The 14505-nt window shown below is 57.5% G+C and carries 16 protein-coding genes and 1 tRNA gene; 10 read left to right on the top strand and 7 right to left on the bottom strand.

Annotation, left to right across the window (positions count from 1 at the left end; translation table 11 throughout):
- Positions 1-140: 140 nt before the first annotated feature.
- Positions 141-659 carry an outer membrane protein gene (locus tag ACRZ9X_RS00085; RefSeq protein ID WP_480514998.1) on the top strand — a complete coding sequence of 173 codons (519 nt, stop codon included), beginning with the start codon at positions 141-143 and terminating at the stop codon, positions 657-659.
- Positions 660-665: 6 nt separating this feature from the next.
- Here the strand turns inward: ACRZ9X_RS00085 and ACRZ9X_RS00080 are convergent, their stop codons facing one another.
- On the bottom strand, positions 666-1853 hold the full coding sequence (locus tag ACRZ9X_RS00080) for a pyridoxal phosphate-dependent aminotransferase (protein ID WP_480514996.1): 1188 nt from the start codon (positions 1851-1853) through the stop codon (positions 666-668).
- A 273-nt stretch (positions 1854-2126) separates the two neighbouring features.
- On the opposite strand from ACRZ9X_RS00080, the gene cysS reads away from it, so the two are divergent.
- The 3 genes from cysS to ACRZ9X_RS00065 are packed head-to-tail and all read left to right on the top strand — an operon-like array spanning position 2127 to position 5936.
- Positions 2127-3527, top strand: a complete 1401-nt coding sequence (cysS, locus tag ACRZ9X_RS00075; protein WP_480514994.1) for a cysteine--tRNA ligase — start codon at positions 2127-2129, stop codon at positions 3525-3527.
- The gene (gene cimA, locus ACRZ9X_RS00070) at positions 3524-5158 is read left to right on the top strand and encodes a citramalate synthase (RefSeq protein WP_480514993.1); all 1635 of its coding nucleotides are present in this window, start codon (positions 3524-3526) and stop codon (positions 5156-5158) included. Before cysS ends, cimA begins: the two co-directional genes overlap by 4 nt.
- A 1-nt stretch (position 5159) precedes the next feature.
- Positions 5160-5936: a squalene/phytoene synthase family protein gene (locus ACRZ9X_RS00065; protein WP_480515881.1), complete on the top strand. Its 777-nt coding sequence runs from the start codon at positions 5160-5162 to the stop codon at positions 5934-5936.
- Positions 5937-5943: 7 nt separating this feature from the next.
- Here ACRZ9X_RS00065 and ACRZ9X_RS00060 read toward each other — a convergent pair whose 3' ends face one another.
- On the bottom strand, positions 5944-7170 hold the full coding sequence (locus tag ACRZ9X_RS00060) for an MFS transporter (RefSeq protein WP_480514992.1): 1227 nt from the start codon (positions 7168-7170) through the stop codon (positions 5944-5946).
- A gap of 99 nt (positions 7171-7269) precedes the next feature.
- Between ACRZ9X_RS00060 and ACRZ9X_RS00055 the strand changes: the two genes are divergently transcribed.
- From ACRZ9X_RS00055 to ACRZ9X_RS00040, 4 genes are read left to right on the top strand one after another with little or no spacing between them, the layout of a single operon-like run.
- The gene (locus ACRZ9X_RS00055; protein WP_480514991.1) at positions 7270-7902 is read left to right on the top strand and encodes a DNA-3-methyladenine glycosylase family protein; all 633 of its coding nucleotides are present in this window, start codon (positions 7270-7272) and stop codon (positions 7900-7902) included.
- Positions 7899-8564: an alpha/beta hydrolase gene (locus tag ACRZ9X_RS00050; RefSeq protein ID WP_480514989.1), complete on the top strand. Its 666-nt coding sequence runs from the start codon at positions 7899-7901 to the stop codon at positions 8562-8564. Before ACRZ9X_RS00055 ends, ACRZ9X_RS00050 begins: the two co-directional genes overlap by 4 nt.
- A 3-nt stretch (positions 8565-8567) precedes the next feature.
- On the top strand, positions 8568-9065 hold the full coding sequence (locus tag ACRZ9X_RS00045) for an N-acetyltransferase family protein (protein WP_480514987.1): 498 nt from the start codon (positions 8568-8570) through the stop codon (positions 9063-9065).
- Complete coding sequence (locus ACRZ9X_RS00040; protein ID WP_480514985.1) at positions 9065-9364, top strand: putative quinol monooxygenase; 300 nt, start codon at positions 9065-9067, stop codon at positions 9362-9364. The genes ACRZ9X_RS00045 and ACRZ9X_RS00040 overlap by 1 nt, the downstream gene beginning before the upstream one ends.
- Before the next feature lie 9 nt (positions 9365-9373).
- Here ACRZ9X_RS00040 and ACRZ9X_RS00035 read toward each other — a convergent pair whose 3' ends face one another.
- Complete coding sequence (locus ACRZ9X_RS00035; protein ID WP_480514983.1) at positions 9374-9799, bottom strand: VOC family protein; 426 nt, start codon at positions 9797-9799, stop codon at positions 9374-9376.
- Positions 9800-9830: 31 nt separating this feature from the next.
- The gene (locus ACRZ9X_RS00030; RefSeq protein WP_480514981.1) at positions 9831-10436 is read right to left on the bottom strand and encodes a pseudouridine synthase; all 606 of its coding nucleotides are present in this window, start codon (positions 10434-10436) and stop codon (positions 9831-9833) included.
- A 212-nt stretch (positions 10437-10648) separates the two neighbouring features.
- Between ACRZ9X_RS00030 and ACRZ9X_RS00025 the strand changes: the two genes are divergently transcribed.
- Positions 10649-11236, top strand: a complete 588-nt coding sequence (locus ACRZ9X_RS00025) for an HNH endonuclease (protein WP_170653521.1) — start codon at positions 10649-10651, stop codon at positions 11234-11236.
- 3 nt (positions 11237-11239) lie between these two features.
- Here the strand turns inward: ACRZ9X_RS00025 and ACRZ9X_RS00020 are convergent, their stop codons facing one another.
- Both ACRZ9X_RS00020 and ACRZ9X_RS00015 read right to left on the bottom strand, forming a co-directional pair.
- A complete protein-coding gene (locus tag ACRZ9X_RS00020) occupies positions 11240-11704 on the bottom strand; it encodes a disulfide bond formation protein B (RefSeq protein WP_480514979.1) in 465 nt (154 codons plus the stop codon).
- Positions 11701-12279: a YqaA family protein gene (locus ACRZ9X_RS00015; protein WP_480514977.1), complete on the bottom strand. Its 579-nt coding sequence runs from the start codon at positions 12277-12279 to the stop codon at positions 11701-11703. The genes ACRZ9X_RS00020 and ACRZ9X_RS00015 overlap by 4 nt, the downstream gene beginning before the upstream one ends.
- 145 nt (positions 12280-12424) lie before the next feature.
- Between ACRZ9X_RS00015 and ACRZ9X_RS00010 the strand changes: the two genes are divergently transcribed.
- Positions 12425-12510: transfer RNA gene (locus ACRZ9X_RS00010), tRNA-Leu, on the top strand.
- A 41-nt stretch (positions 12511-12551) separates the two neighbouring features.
- Here ACRZ9X_RS00010 and ACRZ9X_RS00005 read toward each other — a convergent pair.
- Positions 12552-13910: a hypothetical protein gene (locus tag ACRZ9X_RS00005; RefSeq protein ID WP_480514976.1), complete on the bottom strand. Its 1359-nt coding sequence runs from the start codon at positions 13908-13910 to the stop codon at positions 12552-12554.
- Positions 13911-14505: the final 595 nt, after the last annotated feature.

The following is a 14505-nucleotide window of genomic DNA, read 5'->3' as shown; positions in this document are numbered from 1 at the left end:
GATTTGATGACTTTCTGTTAAGCTGTCATTAGGTATTTGAAACTAGGTCGTAAGTTAATGTTGATTTCATTGCGCCCGAACCAATTTGAAAGGGGCTCGCGCCGGTTCTGCGGACTGGGGTTTTGTATGTGGGGGTCTACATGAAGGCACTTAAGGCCATATGGGTCGCAGTTCTGATAGCAGGGGCCGGTCCTGCATTGTCAGAAGACTGGACTGGGGCCTATGCCGGATTCAGCCTGGGTTATGCGGATGCCGACGGCCCGTCAGGCTCGGGCGGTGGCGACCTCAGCTTTGGACCGCTCATCGGTTACGACTATGACTTCGGCAATTTCGTTCTGGGGGGTGAGTTGGAATATAATCGCCTTAACCTTGATCTGGGTCGTGGCGAAGGCAGTCTGGACAGCATGTCGCGCGTGAAAATCAAAGGCGGCTATGATTTTGGCTCGGCGCTTGGATATGTGGTTGTCGGTACATCGCGGGCCGAGACCTCGGGCGACAATGATACGGCGGCGGTTTACGGGATCGGCGTGGCCTACCCTCTGGGGGATCGGTTCGTGATCAGTGGCGAGGCATTGCGCCAGGATTTTGATGATCTGCCGGATTCCGGCGGCGGGCTGGATACAAACGTGTTCAACCTGCGCACAACCTTCCGATTCTGAATCGACCTACTCCGCAGCGCGCTGCGTAGCCAATTTTGCGGCAAAATCGCAAACCGTGCGCATTGCGGCCTCAAACTTTTCGTCCGCGACAGTCATGGCGATCCTTATATGTCCTGCCGCCGCTGCACCAAAGCTTTCACCAGGCATGACCGCAATGGCATGCGTGTCCAGCAGCGCATCGGCAAAAGCCTCGCCGCTGAGCCCTGTAGCGCGAATATTAAGCATCAGATACATCGCGCCCTGTGCGGGAATGACGCCAACGGTTTGCTGGCTCTTTAGAACATTCAGCGCCAGAGCCCGCCGACGGCGGAACGGTTCAGCAATTTCGGTTTCCAAGGTTGGCCCGGCGGCGAGAGCATAGCTTGCGGCATCCTGAATAAATCCGGGCACCCCGTAAGTGGTATGGGTGGCCAGATTGATCAGATGGGCAACGACCTCTTCCGGTCCGACGATCCAGCCGCAGCGCGATCCGGTCATTGCGTGGGATTTCGACATCGACCCGACCACCAGCGTCCGGTCGATCATATCCGGCAGGGCCCGGGGCGAGATATGGCGGCCTTCCCAGACCTGTGTGTCATAGACTTCGTCCGAAATCAGCCAAAGGTCGCGGGCGCGGCAGACTTGGGCGATGTCGTTCAATGTGTCCTGAGAGTAGATCACGCCAGTAGGGTTATTCGGGCTGTTGATCAGCAGCGATGCTGCGCCTTCAGCGACGGCATCGATATCTGCCGCGCGGGGTTGAAACGCATCCTCGGCCCGCAGCTGGATCTCTTTGGCGACAGCACCCGCGCCACGGATGGTGCCGGGGTAGGTGGCATAATAGGGGGCCAGATAGAGACCAATATCGCCTGGATTACAAACCGCCATATGAGACGCGAACAGCGCGGCTTGTCCACCAGGCGTGATCAGAACATTGTCTCGTGTTGTCTTTACCCCGGTCCGCAGTTGCACCCGCGCCGCTACCGTGTCGCGCAACAGATCGGTTCCGGGCACCATTGCATATCCGGTATGCCCATCGCGAGCCGAGGCATCCATCGCCTTCAGGATCGAGGCATCCGTGCCGATATCGTGTTCTCCGATAGTCAATTCGGTGATGGCGTGACCCTCTGCGACCAAACGCCGGGCACGGTAGAACACACCCCAACCATCCGAGCCGCCCTCGGTCAGATGTGTGATGCGATGCGACAATTTCATGGCCGTCTCCGTAGCCTGCGTTTGGGGAATGGGGCAGAGGCGGACGGGTTTGTCAATCACAACAAAGGGTAGTCAAGGGATGGGCAAATGAAACCTTGGCTCGGGTGGCATCCGATGTTATCAACAGCGCATGAACCGGATGACCTGCATCATTATCTGCTGCATTTCCTGCTGAATTCTCAAGCGGGCCGGTTTCTTTCGTTTTCATCTCTGAGACAAGTTGCTAAGCCCGCGCCAACGCGACCGCGCTTGCTGTTTTTTGGAGCTGAACCGATGACGACGATCAAACTGCACAACACTCGGACACGGACGAAAGAGGATTTCGTGCCGATCGATCCCGATAATGTGCGGATGTATGTCTGCGGGCCAACGGTTTATGACCGTGCCCATCTGGGCAATGCGCGTCCGGTGGTGGTGTTTGATGTGCTTTATCGTTTGTTACGCCATGTTTATGGCGCCAATCACGTAACGTATGTACGCAATTTCACGGATGTCGATGACAAGATCAATGCAACCGCATTGGCGCGAAAACAGGCCGGTGCAGCAGGGTCGCTGGAGCAGCTGGTAAAGGAGCGCTCGGATGAGACCATCGGCTGGTATCTGCATGACATGGGCGCGCTTGGGGCGATGGAGCCCGACCAGATGCCGCGTGCGACGCAGTATATCGCGCAGATGATCGCGATGATCGAGGACTTGATCTCAAAATCACACGCTTATGCCGCCGAGGGTCATGTTCTGTTCGCTGTGGACAGCTGGAAAGACGAATACGGCAAGCTGTCGGGTCGGTCGGTCGATGACATGATTGCCGGCGCGCGGGTCGAGGTGGCGCCGTACAAGAAAAACCCGATGGATTTCGTGCTTTGGAAGCCATCGACCGATGAGTTGCCGGGCTGGGACAGCCCTTGGGGGCGGGGGCGTCCGGGCTGGCATATTGAATGCTCGGCCATGAGCTATGAGCTGCTGGGCGAGAGCTTTGACATTCATGGCGGCGGCAACGATCTGATGTTCCCGCATCATGAGAACGAGATCGCCCAGAGCCGCTGCGCGCATCCGCATGGTGAGTTCGCAAGGGTCTGGCTGCATAATGAGATGCTGCAAGTCGAAGGCAAGAAGATGTCCAAGTCGCTGGGCAATTTCTTTACCGTTCATGATCTGTTGGACAAAGGTGTACCGGGTGAGGTGATCCGTTTCGTGTTCCTGCAAACCCATTATCGCAAGCCGATGGACTGGACAGAGAAGAAGGCGCGTGAGGCCGAAGCGACATTGCGCAAGTGGCGGGCGCTGACAGCGGGCATCGAGCCCGCCGCCAGCGCGGCACCTGCGGTGATCGGCGCACTGGCGGATGATCTGAACACTGCCGGTGCCATTGCGGAACTCCACCGGCTTGCGGCGGATGGAGATGCGGGTGGGTTGCTGGCAAGTGCCCGGGTTCTTGGTTTGTTGTCCGATGACATGGGGGGCTGGGCCGATGCAGGGTCTTCTGATCTGTCCGCTTTTGCGGCCCGGCTGGCGGCCGCCCGTGCCGATGCGATGCAAAGCAAGGATTTCTCCGAAGTTGACCGTTTGAAAGCCGCCTTTGTTGAGGCCGGTCTTGAAGTGCGCATGAGCAAGGACGGTGTTGAACTGGTTCCTGGTGCCGGGTTCGACGCGGCCAAGCTGGAGGGTGTCACATGACCAAAGAACGCCTCTATCTTTATGACACCACGTTGCGGGACGGCCAGCAAACGCAGGGTGTGCAATTCTCGACGGCGGAAAAAGTTCAGATCGCGCAGGCGCTGGATGCTTTGGGGGTGGACTATATCGAGGGCGGATGGCCGGGCGCCAACCCCACGGACAGCGCGTTTTTCGACGTTACCCCAAAGACTTCGGCGGTTTTGACAGCTTTCGGGATGACAAAGCGCTCTGGCCGGTCAGCCGAAAATGACGATGTTCTGGCCGCAGTGATGAACGCCGGCACGCCAGCGGTGTGTCTGGTTGGCAAGTCGCATGATTATCATGTCACCCATGCGCTTGGTGTTTCGCTGGAGGAGAATGTCGAGAACGTCCGCGCCTCGGTCGCGCATATCGTGGCGCAGGGGCGCGAGGCGCTTTTCGATGCCGAGCATTTCTTTGACGGCTACAAAGACAACCCGGAATACGCGGTACAGGTGTGCCGCGCGGCGCTGGACGCGGGTGCGCGTTGGGTGGTTTTGTGTGACACCAATGGCGGCGCACTGCCTGCCGAAGTGGGACGGATCGTGTCCGAGGTTATTGCAGCCGGGCTACCGGGCGACCGTCTGGGCATTCATACGCATAATGACACTGAAAACGCGGTTGCCTGTTCACTGGCTGCTGTGGACGCGGGTGCGCGGCAGGTGCAGGGCACTCTGAACGGATTGGGAGAACGCTGTGGAAACGCCAATCTGACCTCGCTGATCCCGACATTGCTGCTGAAGGATCCATATGCCGGTCAGTTTGACATTGGTGTGACCGTCGAAGCGCTGGAGGGTCTGACACAGATCAGCCGGATGCTGGACGATATCCTCAACCGCGTGCCAAGCAAGCAATCGGCCTATGTCGGGGCGTCAGCGTTTGCCCATAAGGCAGGGCTGCATGCCAGTGCAATCCTCAAGGACCCTTCGACCTACGAACATGTGGATCCCGGCAGTGTGGGCAATGCGCGGATCATCCCGATGTCCAACCAGGCCGGGCAATCCAATCTGCGTAAGCGGCTGACCGATGCGGGTCTGACGGTCGAGGCTGGTGATCCGGCGTTGGGTCGCATTCTGGAACGGATCAAACTGCGCGAGGCCGAAGGCTATTCCTATGACACCGCACAAGCGAGTTTCGAGCTGCTGGCCCGGGATGAACTGGGGCAACTGCCCGCCTTTTTCGAGGTGAAGCGCTATAAGGTGACCGTCGAACGGCGGAAGAACAAATACAACAGGATGGTCAGTCTGTCCGAGGCCGTCGTGGTCGTGAAAGTGGACGGTGAAAAGAAACTGTCCGTCAGTGAATCGCTGGACGGGGAAGGCAGTGACCGGGGGCCGGTGAATGCGTTGGCCAAGGCTCTGTCCAAGGATCTGGGGCAGTATTCTCCGATCTTGGACGATATGCATCTGGTGGATTTCAAGGTGCGGATCACGCAGGGCGGGACCGAGGCCGTAACACGTGTGATCATCGACAGCGAAGATGGGCAGGGCCGTCGATGGTCCACGGTGGGCGTCAGCGCCAACATAGTGGACGCGTCCTTCGAGGCGCTGCTGGATGCGATTCAGTGGAAACTGGTGCGTGACTGCGTGCCGCGCAGTGAAGCGGCTGAATAAGGTGCAGTTCGACGAGGACGTCAAGGCCTGCGCCGCGCTGGTGCATCGCGCCGATCCTGACCGGTTCATGGCGGTTATGGCGGCACCGGTGAGCGCGCGCGCAGTGTTGTTCCCGATCTATGCGCTCAACGTCGAAGTGGCGCGGGCACCTTGGGTGACCCAAGAGACGATGATTGCTGAAATGCGCCTGCAGTGGTGGCGGGATGCCTTGCAAGAGATCGCCGAAGGTCCGACGGTGCGACGGCACGAGGTTGTCACGCCACTGTCACGGATCCTTTCTCCGCATCTTGCGGCACAGATGGATGAATATATCGCCGTAAGGCGCTGGGATATCTATAAGGACCCGTTTGAAGACCGAGAGCACTTTGACGCCTACATTGATCAAAGCGCCGGGACGTTAACGGTTGCTTCGGCGCAATCGCTGGGCGAGGCCGAAGAGACGGTATTGCGGGATTACGGCTATGCCGTGGGGGTCGCCAACTGGTTTCGGGCCATCCCGGACCTTGAGGCGCGCGGTCGCATTCCATTGTTGGACGGGACACCCGACGGGGTTCATGGCCTGGCGCAAGATGCGCTGCACCGTCTGGAACTGGCGCGATCGCAGCGATCATCGGTTTCGGCGGCGGCGCGACCTGCGTTGTATGCCGGATGGCAGGCCGAATGGGTTCTGCGCAAAGCCTTATCACAGCCCGGGCGGGTCGCCGCAGGCGCATTGGCGCAGGGTGAGATACGTCGTCGATGGTCTCTGATGCGCATGGCGGCAACAGGGCGCTGGTGATATCCGCTCAGGCTGTTTGCGCGTCCGAGGGCCGCAGCAGCAACCACAAAAGCGCACCACCTGCCAAAGTCAGAAGCGGGATCATGGCAAGGTTCACCGCCGTCCACCCCTCGACCGCGGAACCGCCGGAACAATTCATCAGACCACCCGAAGCCAGCGAGGCGAGGGTTACCCCTCCGAACACCAGAAGGTCGTTCAAACCCTGCATGCGCCCACGCTCATGCACCGCGTGCGATGCGGCCAGCATCGACGTGGCACCGATGAACCCAAAGTTCCAGCCGACACCCAGCAGGATCAGGGCGACAAAGAAGTTCTCAAGCTCGATCCCCTGAAGGGCAACAACCCCGGCGGCGGCGAGAATGGCCAGCCCAATGGCCACGATCTTCTCGGCCCCGAAGCGCGCGATCAGATGACCGGTGAAAAAGCTGGGCACATACATGGCCAGCACGTGGCCCGTCACCACATCAGCCGCGTCATTGGCGGTATAGCCGCATCCGACCACCGCCAGCGGGGTCGAGGTCATGACAAGGTTCATCAGCGCATAGGAGACCATGGCGCAGATAACCGCGACGGCAATTCGGGGTGTCTTGAGCAGTTCCAGCCGGGTGCGCCCCTTGGGGGTATCCTCGGTCGGGCGCGCCGGCGTTGGAATGTCGAGAAAAAAGAAAAGAGCCGCGCCCAGAATGTTCAGTGCGATAACGGCCAGGTAGGTGCCGAGAAAGGGGATAACATAAGCGGTTGAGGTCAGCTTGACGATCTGCGGCCCAATGATCGCGGCGGCAAGCCCACCTGCCATCACGTAAGAAATTGCTTTGGGTTTGAACGCATCTGACGCGGTATCGGCGGCTGCGAAACGATAAAAACCATGGGCACTCATATAGATGCCGGTCAGCAGGCTTCCCAGCAGGAATACCGGGAATGACCCCAGATAAAGACCGTACGCGCCGACAAGGCCGCCACATGCCCCGGCGGTAGCTCCGATCAGAAATCCTGTGCGACGTCCCCAGCGCTGCATGATCGCCGAAACCGGCGTCGCCGCGAGCATCGACCCCAGAACGATCAGCGAGATGGGCAGAGTCGCCAGGCACGGGTTACTGGCCAGCGACTGTCCGGCCAATCCGCCGACGATGAACTTCATCGGCAGCTGCGCACCCAGAATGGACTGCGCGGCAACCAGAACCGCAACATTACGTTTGGCCTGAGAGTTGTCGGGGGTGGCGGAGGTCATCGTCATGCGCCAATGGGTATCGGTGAACAGCTAAGGACACAAGCCGCTTGCATCGCCGGTGCATCTGCCTAACGTGCGAATAATCGTCACTTTTAGGAAGCGTGCATGTCCGTCGGTCGTATCATCGAAACACCCGATTGCGTGTCCGAAGGGGCCGAGTGGCTGGCCAAGGCCTGTCCGCGTATGGCCCATGCGATGGAACAAACCGGACCTTTGCCCCTGCGCCGTCGCCCGGACGGGTTCGCACAATTGCTGAGTGCGATCGTCAGTCAGCAGGTCAGCGTGGCCTCGGCCAATGCGATCTGGGCGCGTCTGAAGGATGCCAAACTGACCGGACCACGCAAAATCATGTGGGCCACGGATGAGGATTTGCGGGCCGTCGGGTTAAGCCGACAGAAGATGCGATACGCCCGGGCTTTGGCCGAAGCACGTATTGATTACAAGGCGTTGCGCGATGCGTCTGATGCAGAGGTCGTGGCCGTTTTGACTCAGGTTCCAGGCATCGGCGTTTGGACGGCCGAGATTTATGCCATGTTCTCGCTGGGCCGCGCGGATGTGATTGCGCCGGGCGATCTGGCGCTACAGGAAGCGGCGCGTATTTTGTATGACCTGCCCAAGCGACCGACCGACAAGGAATTGCGCCAGATGGCCGAGGCGTGGTCGCCCTGGCGCTCGGTTGCGGCGCGGGTGCTGTGGGCCTATTACCGGGTAGCCAAGGAACGAGAAGGGATCAGATGACTCGAGTATTGAATGCGCTCCGAAAAGAGCCGGTTTCGGGCGACACGCGCTCGGTCGTTGTGTTTGTGCATGGTTACGGAGCCAACGGGGCTGATCTGCTGGGGCTGGCGGATGTCCTGGGCGAACATCTGCCCGATACGCTTTTTGTCGCCCCGGACGCGCCCGAGCAAATACCCGGTATGCCCAACGGTTTCCAATGGTTCCCGATTCCCTGGATCGACGGCTCGTCCGAGGAAGAGGCGCGTCGCGGCATGGAAATGGCCGTCGAGGATTTCAACGCGTTTCTCGACGCGCTGATGGTCGACGAAGATGTGCTGCCCGAGCAGGTGGTTCTGTTCGGCTTTTCGCAAGGCACAATGATGAGCCTGCACGTCGCCCCCCGGCGCGAGGACCCCGTCGCCGGGATCGTTGCCTTCTCGGGCCGGTTGCTTGAGCCAGACCTGCTGCCGGATGAAACCGTCAGCCGGATGCCGGTGCTGCTGGTGCATGGTGACGCAGATGACGTGGTACCGCCGCAATCATTGCCCGAAGCTGCCGAAGCGCTGCAGGCCGCAGAATTCAAAGAGGTCTACGCGCATGTCATGAAGGGCACCGGTCACGGAATTGCGCCTGATGGGTTGAGTGTCGCGCTGGCTTTCATGCGCGACAAGCTGAGCCTTTAGGCCGTGATCACCATCCGCCCGATGATGCAAGAGGATGTGGCTTCAGCTTGCCGCATCCTGAACGAGATTATCGAGATTGGCGGCTCGACGGCCTTTGAAATCCCCTTTACCGAGGCTCTGTTTGCCCAAAGCTATCTGAACGGGCCGGACAAGGTCTGCACCCATGTCGCGCTGGACCCGAACGGAGAGGTTGCCGGGTTCCAGTGGCTTGGAACGAATGTGAAACTGCCGGAGGATTGCGCCGACATCGCAACATTCACGCGACGTGACCCGGTGCTGAAAGGCGCGGGCAGGGCCTTGTTTTCCAAGACTGTAATAATGGCGAAATCACTTGGGTTCAGCGCCATCAACGCCACGATTCGGGCGGATAACGGTATGGGCCTGAGCTACTATGATAAGATGGGCTTTCAGGATTTTTCGGTGGCGTATGGGGTGCCGTTGCGCGACGGAACACCCGTGAACAGAATTTCCAAACGTTTTGACCTGAGAAAGGGGGACTGATGCTGATTGTAACCGGAATTGTTGAGGTATCGCCCGAGAGCGTGGAAAAGGCCAGCGCAGCGGCACAGGCCATGGTGGCTGAGACGGTTAAAGAGGTGGGGTGTCTGGTTTACGAATTCAGTCAGATTCTCGGCCAGCCGAACCGGTTTCGTGTCTATGAGGAATGGGCTGATCAGGCCGCGCTTGAGGCCCATTTTCAAGCGCCTCATATGGCGACGTTCCGTGCGGCACTGGCCGAGATTGGCGTGGTTTCGCGCGATATTTGCCGTGTGGTTGGGGGCGAAAAACAGCCGCTTTAGGGTCGGCGTTCAGCTCCACAACCGCCCTTCGGCAAACTCGACCGAATTCCCGGCCGGATCGCGCACATAAAGAGAATGTGCACCGTTTGGCCAGTCAAATTCGGCATCCACCGGGATGTTCCAGTCCAGCAGATGCTTGCGCAGACCGTCGATCTGATCACGCGTCATCGTCAGACACACATGCCCGGCACCACGGGCACCGTGCGGAGGCACCGGCAGGTCCGGATTTCCGGGTGGTTTTTCCGTTTCGTCGGCGACAAACAACAACAGAACCGAGCTTCCGACCCGGTAAAAGACATGTCGGTTCGCCACACGCTGGATTTTCTCAAGCGCCAGAACCGCGCCATAGAACTGCTCGGCTGCATCCAGGTCATCTACATAAAGTGCGGCTTCCAGAATGCCTGTTGGGGCAGGGATGTCCGGCGTAAGTTTCATGGCCTAAGCCTATCACATTTCGCCGTTTTTGTCACCTGCGCGGACGGCGGTCCCGTTTGCGATGCGGTGCCGCGTTGACCTGCGGTTCGGGCAGGCTGTCCCAATCGCCAGACGCCAGTCCGTCGAGGTTCCAATCCCCAATGCGGGCGCGGATCAGGCGCAGGGTCGGATGCCCCACCGCCGCCGTCATGCGGCGCACCTGCCGGTTGCGCCCCTCACGGATCGTAAGCTCGATCCAGGTGTCGGGAATGGTCTGACGTTCGCGTATGGGCGGTGTGCGGGGCCAAAGATCAGTGGGCTCGTCCATCAACCGCGCCTTGGCGGGTCGGGTCACGCCGTCCTTAAGTTCGATCCCGTCCCGCAACGCTTTCAATGCAGCTGCATCGGGAACACCTTCGACCTGAACCCAATAGGTCTTTGGCATCTTGTGCTTGGGATCTGAAATCTGCGCCTGCAGGCGGCCATTGTCGGTCAGCAGCATCAGGCCTTCACTGTCGCGGTCCAGCCGGCCCGCCGGATAGACGCCTGACAGATCGATAAAATCCGACAGGGTGCGGCGCGGTGTGTCCGCGTTGGCCCGATCAGTGAATTGCGGCAACACATCAAAAGGTTTGTTGAAACGGATGAACCAGGACATGTCTCCGCCATAACCTGCAGATCACAAGCGCGCAAGCTGTGGATAACTGTCACATAGCCGTTACGGACCGCGCATAACAAGTACCCGAGATGTTGTGTAAAATCGGGACTTGTCAGAGTTTTAACACGATATATAGTTGAGGTAAGGCCGGGGCGGGTGTTCCCGCTCTGATGTCAAAAAACGGGCAGTGCAGAGCGAGGAGCGATTCTGTTATGGACGGAGACTTCAGGACCGAATTTGTCAGGGAACCCGGTGCGCTCAGGCATCATCCGGCATTGGTTCTGAACGCCGATTACCGCCCTTTATCCTATTATCCGCTGTCCCTCTGGCCGTGGCAGGAGGCCATCAAGGCCGCCTGGCTGGATCGGGTGGACATCGTCGCCGAATATGACGAAGTGGTCCGAAGCCCCAGTACCGAAATCCGAATACCCTCGGTCGTTGTATTGAAAGACTATGTAAAACCCAGAAAGCGCGTGGCCTTCACGCGCTTTAATTTATTTCTGCGGGACGAATTCAAATGCCAGTATTGCGGTAGTCGGGGAGAGCTGACATTTGATCACGTGGTCCCTCGGGCCGCCGGAGGGGTCACAAGCTGGCAAAACGTGGTCGCGGCCTGCAGCCCGTGCAATCTGCGCAAGGGGTCCAAGTCGCTGCGGCAGGCGGGGATGTCGCTGAACAAACCGCCGCGCCAGCCGGATGCCGAGGCGTTGCGCAATATTGGCCGGAAGTTCCCGCCCAACCACCTGCATGACAGCTGGATCGACTTCCTTTATTGGGATGCAGAGCTGGATCAGCAGTAGCTTTCAGCGCACCCGCCACGCCGCCAGCCAGATCAACACCAGCGCTGCCGAAATCAGCGCGTTCCATCCGGCCATTGAAATCCCAAACATCTCCCACGGAATCTCGTCGCATCGCACCAATGGTGCGGACATGATCTGATTGAGCAACTCTTCTGGCGTTAGACCGCCAATATCGCCAGAGGTGCAGGTCGAGGGGCCCTCCCACCAGCCTTTCTCAACCCCGGCATGAAACGCGCCGATGCCTGCCGTCGTTGCTGCCGCCAGTGCCCCGAACGCGGGCAGAATGCGGACAGCCGGAAAGGCAAAAGCGAACACTCCCAAAACCACTGCAATCCCATGGGGATACCGTTGCCAGATGCACATCTTGCAAGGGGCAAGCCCACCCAGATACTGGAATCCCCAAGCGCCCAGCAGCATCGCCGCTGACCCGACTGAGGCGATCAGAATCAAGGATCTTTTGGACGTCATAGGTACTTCACGACAAAAAAGCCGCCAAACAGCAGAATGATGAACAAAGTGAACATCAGACCCAGGCGTTTTTCAATGAAGTCGCGGATCGGCTCTCCGAATTTCCAAAGCAGACCGGCGACAAGGAAAAATCGCATCGCGCGGGCCAGAATCGAGGTTGCAATGAACGTTCCCAACGGCATCCCCGTCCAGCCCGACATGATGGTGATGACTTTGTAGGGAAACGGGGTGACGCCAGCGGTCAGCACCGCCCAGAAGCCGAAATCGTTGAAGCGCGTGTTGAACTCTTCCATAGCATGGGCCTTGCCCATCGCCTCGAGGATCGGCTGACCAACGCTTTCGTAAAAGAACGCCCCGATCGCATAGCCGAGCATGCCACCCAGAACGGACGCGACCAGAGCGACCGTTGCGATCAGCCAAGCCCGCGACGGGCGCGCCAGGATCATCGGGATCATAAGAACGTCTGGTGGAATCGGAAAAAACGAGCTTTCGACGAAGGCGACAGCGGCCAAGGCCCACAGCGCATGGGGGTGTTCGGCCAGGCGAATGGTCCAGTCATAAAGCGATCGCAACATAAGAAACTCAAATCCCAATCTCAGACCGTGCAAGCCAAATCATGTGGTCACCAAGCCGTCAACCGCCGGGGCGGAAACAAACAGGGCACTGGGTGTTTTTTGCCTCTGGACCTTCCCGGAATTGAACTATACTTCAAGGCGTGTGGCCCAAGTGGCGGAATGGTAGACGCAGGGGATTCAAAATCCCCCGCCTTCACGGGCGTGAGAGTTCGAGTCTCTCCTTGGGCACCACCACACGTGACTCGTTAAAAATGGCTGAGAATTCGGTAGTTCTAGCCACTTAATTGCAAGTTTCTGACTAAGTCGGTGAATGCTTCATAGTCGCGCAAGTCGTTGTCCGAAAATACTTCGATTTGATTTTTCTTAAGTCCCGCTTCCAAGTCTTTCCGCGCCTGGCCGGTGACCTTTTCCAAGCCGATGGGATGGTATTTGAGCAACCAATCCAGCTTCGTCTGACGCACCGAGGCCAGGATGTCGTCAGGGATATCGACTGCAAGTGACAGCCACTCCGGATCACAGAATTTGGCAAAAACCATAAAGGCAAAGTCGACATACGATTCTTTACCCAAAACAACCTTTTCACGTGGAGGGGCGATGTCAAAGCGATCTGTGGGTTGGTTTTTCATCAGGCTATTTACCAGATGCAATGCCAGCGCTTTCCTGAATGATTTTTCTGAACCGATTGCGGCCAAGGACACCAGTGAGTTTTCAACAGCTTCTTTCTCGTTAACTAAAACAATACGACTACCAAGAAATTCCGAACATCCAAAAAGCAAGGTCTCATTTTTTAACCCGCCAGCCTCCAGAATCGGCAAGTCAGGAGGCGTCCAGTCCAAACCGTACAAGGTCTCTGGATTCGATTCCAAAGTTGTGCCAAAGGCTACGCTTCCCCAGCCGAAATGATCAGCGACCAAAAGCATGGGAGCAGCCATAAACATCCAACTGTTACGGTCATATTTCTTTCTGCGAAAATTCGTGGAACAAACCGAAGTAATCTGATCGTATTCTTTTAGGAATAAGTATTCGCGTTCAAACCATCCGCCGAAGTCTATCCCGATCAGATCATAGTTGCGATCCGGGGCGATGTGCTTGCTGGCCAACGAGTCCATTCCGCCCGAAAACCCTAGACAATGTCCGTTCCCTGCAAGCCTTGGGGGGCAAACTTCGGACGCGGTAACTGTGGCTTGGCACCCTTTGGCGATTAGGGCTTGCGCTTCGGCTGAAACCAGAAACTCAAAGTGAATGGACTGGTAGTTTTTGCCGCAAAGACAAGCAAGCGCAGCAGCGAGGCAATTGCCTTCTATTTTGAATTTTCTTGGGACGGTAAACTGAATTTGATCCTTTTGGAGTTGGGTCGTGACATCTATCGTGAGATTCTGGCGTGATAGACGCCGAATAGCAAATGTGATTGCGCTGCTTTCCGTATCTTGGAAAGGTTCTATGAGGTGAGGTTTGTGTTTGTGGTTCTGCTTAACCCGCAAAAGCTTGTCAAAGTCAGCATCGTTGGTATCAGTACGAAATTTGTTTAAAATTTCTTTTAACATCGTGCCTCTACTTTTTATTTTTTGCATCGATAAATTCTGAGATGCATCGCCTTTTCCAGTCACAGGACCAGACTCGTGATCTGGCATGAAATGCAACCAAATTCAATCTGAAGCATTTCGACAAAATTAGGTGCACAAGTTGGTGTTTGAACCAGAAGATCGTGGTCGGTTGAACCCAGATCAAGGTGACTACCTTTTTGATTTCATGGCTCCAAGTTCGGAATATTAGTGGATTTTTGGCACGAGCGAAAGACTGCCTCGCCAATTTGCGTGAGCCGTCGCGGTCCGTTTTGATATCGCGCGGTGTACGCTCTATCAGGCTTGGTTTGTGCTGGTAATTGAGCTCTGATTGCTTGTCAGAACTGGGAATCGTGCCCTGGCACCTGTCCACTGGACTTGACAAGTGCAGTGTCTGAATGAAACCTCTTAGTGGTCGGGAGACTTTGGAAAAAATCAAGTATTGAGATACCTTACGTTGCCGGGTTGGCGCAGTAGCTGATTTCAGGTGTCGTCAAGTCTGCCAAAGAAGACAACAGGGAGAACAGATATGAAGAATTCAGGAAAACTCAGCCTTACCGCATTTGCAGCGGCCGCCTTTTTAGCGCCTGCGGCGTATGCTGAGGAGTTTATCACGATTGGGACGGGTGGTGTAACGGGTGTTTATTATCCGACGGGTGGTGCG

This window comes from Ruegeria sp. AL1 (genome assembly GCF_056540905.1).
The sequence above is the reverse complement of the archived record's forward strand: the minus strand, read 5'-3'. Positions and strand labels throughout refer to the sequence as shown.

Coding starts and splice junctions, on each gene's coding strand:
- ACRZ9X_RS00085 (WP_480514998.1), top strand. CDS start 141: ATGAAGGCACTTAAGGCCATATGGGTCGCAGTTCTGATAGCAGGGGCC.
- ACRZ9X_RS00080 (WP_480514996.1), bottom strand. CDS start 1,853: ATGAAATTGTCGCATCGCATCACACATCTGACCGAGGGCGGCTCGGAT.
- cysS (WP_480514994.1), top strand. CDS start 2,127: ATGACGACGATCAAACTGCACAACACTCGGACACGGACGAAAGAGGAT.
- cimA (WP_480514993.1), top strand. CDS start 3,524: ATGACCAAAGAACGCCTCTATCTTTATGACACCACGTTGCGGGACGGC.
- ACRZ9X_RS00060 (WP_480514992.1), bottom strand. CDS start 7,170: ATGACGATGACCTCCGCCACCCCCGACAACTCTCAGGCCAAACGTAAT.
- ACRZ9X_RS00055 (WP_480514991.1), top strand. CDS start 7,270: ATGTCCGTCGGTCGTATCATCGAAACACCCGATTGCGTGTCCGAAGGG.
- ACRZ9X_RS00050 (WP_480514989.1), top strand. CDS start 7,899: ATGACTCGAGTATTGAATGCGCTCCGAAAAGAGCCGGTTTCGGGCGAC.
- ACRZ9X_RS00040 (WP_480514985.1), top strand. CDS start 9,065: ATGCTGATTGTAACCGGAATTGTTGAGGTATCGCCCGAGAGCGTGGAA.
- ACRZ9X_RS00035 (WP_480514983.1), bottom strand. CDS start 9,799: ATGAAACTTACGCCGGACATCCCTGCCCCAACAGGCATTCTGGAAGCC.
- ACRZ9X_RS00030 (WP_480514981.1), bottom strand. CDS start 10,436: ATGTCCTGGTTCATCCGTTTCAACAAACCTTTTGATGTGTTGCCGCAA.
- ACRZ9X_RS00025 (WP_170653521.1), top strand. CDS start 10,649: ATGGACGGAGACTTCAGGACCGAATTTGTCAGGGAACCCGGTGCGCTC.
- ACRZ9X_RS00020 (WP_480514979.1), bottom strand. CDS start 11,704: ATGACGTCCAAAAGATCCTTGATTCTGATCGCCTCAGTCGGGTCAGCG.
- ACRZ9X_RS00015 (WP_480514977.1), bottom strand. CDS start 12,279: ATGTTGCGATCGCTTTATGACTGGACCATTCGCCTGGCCGAACACCCC.
- ACRZ9X_RS00005 (WP_480514976.1), bottom strand. CDS start 13,910: ATGCCAGATCACGAGTCTGGTCCTGTGACTGGAAAAGGCGATGCATCT.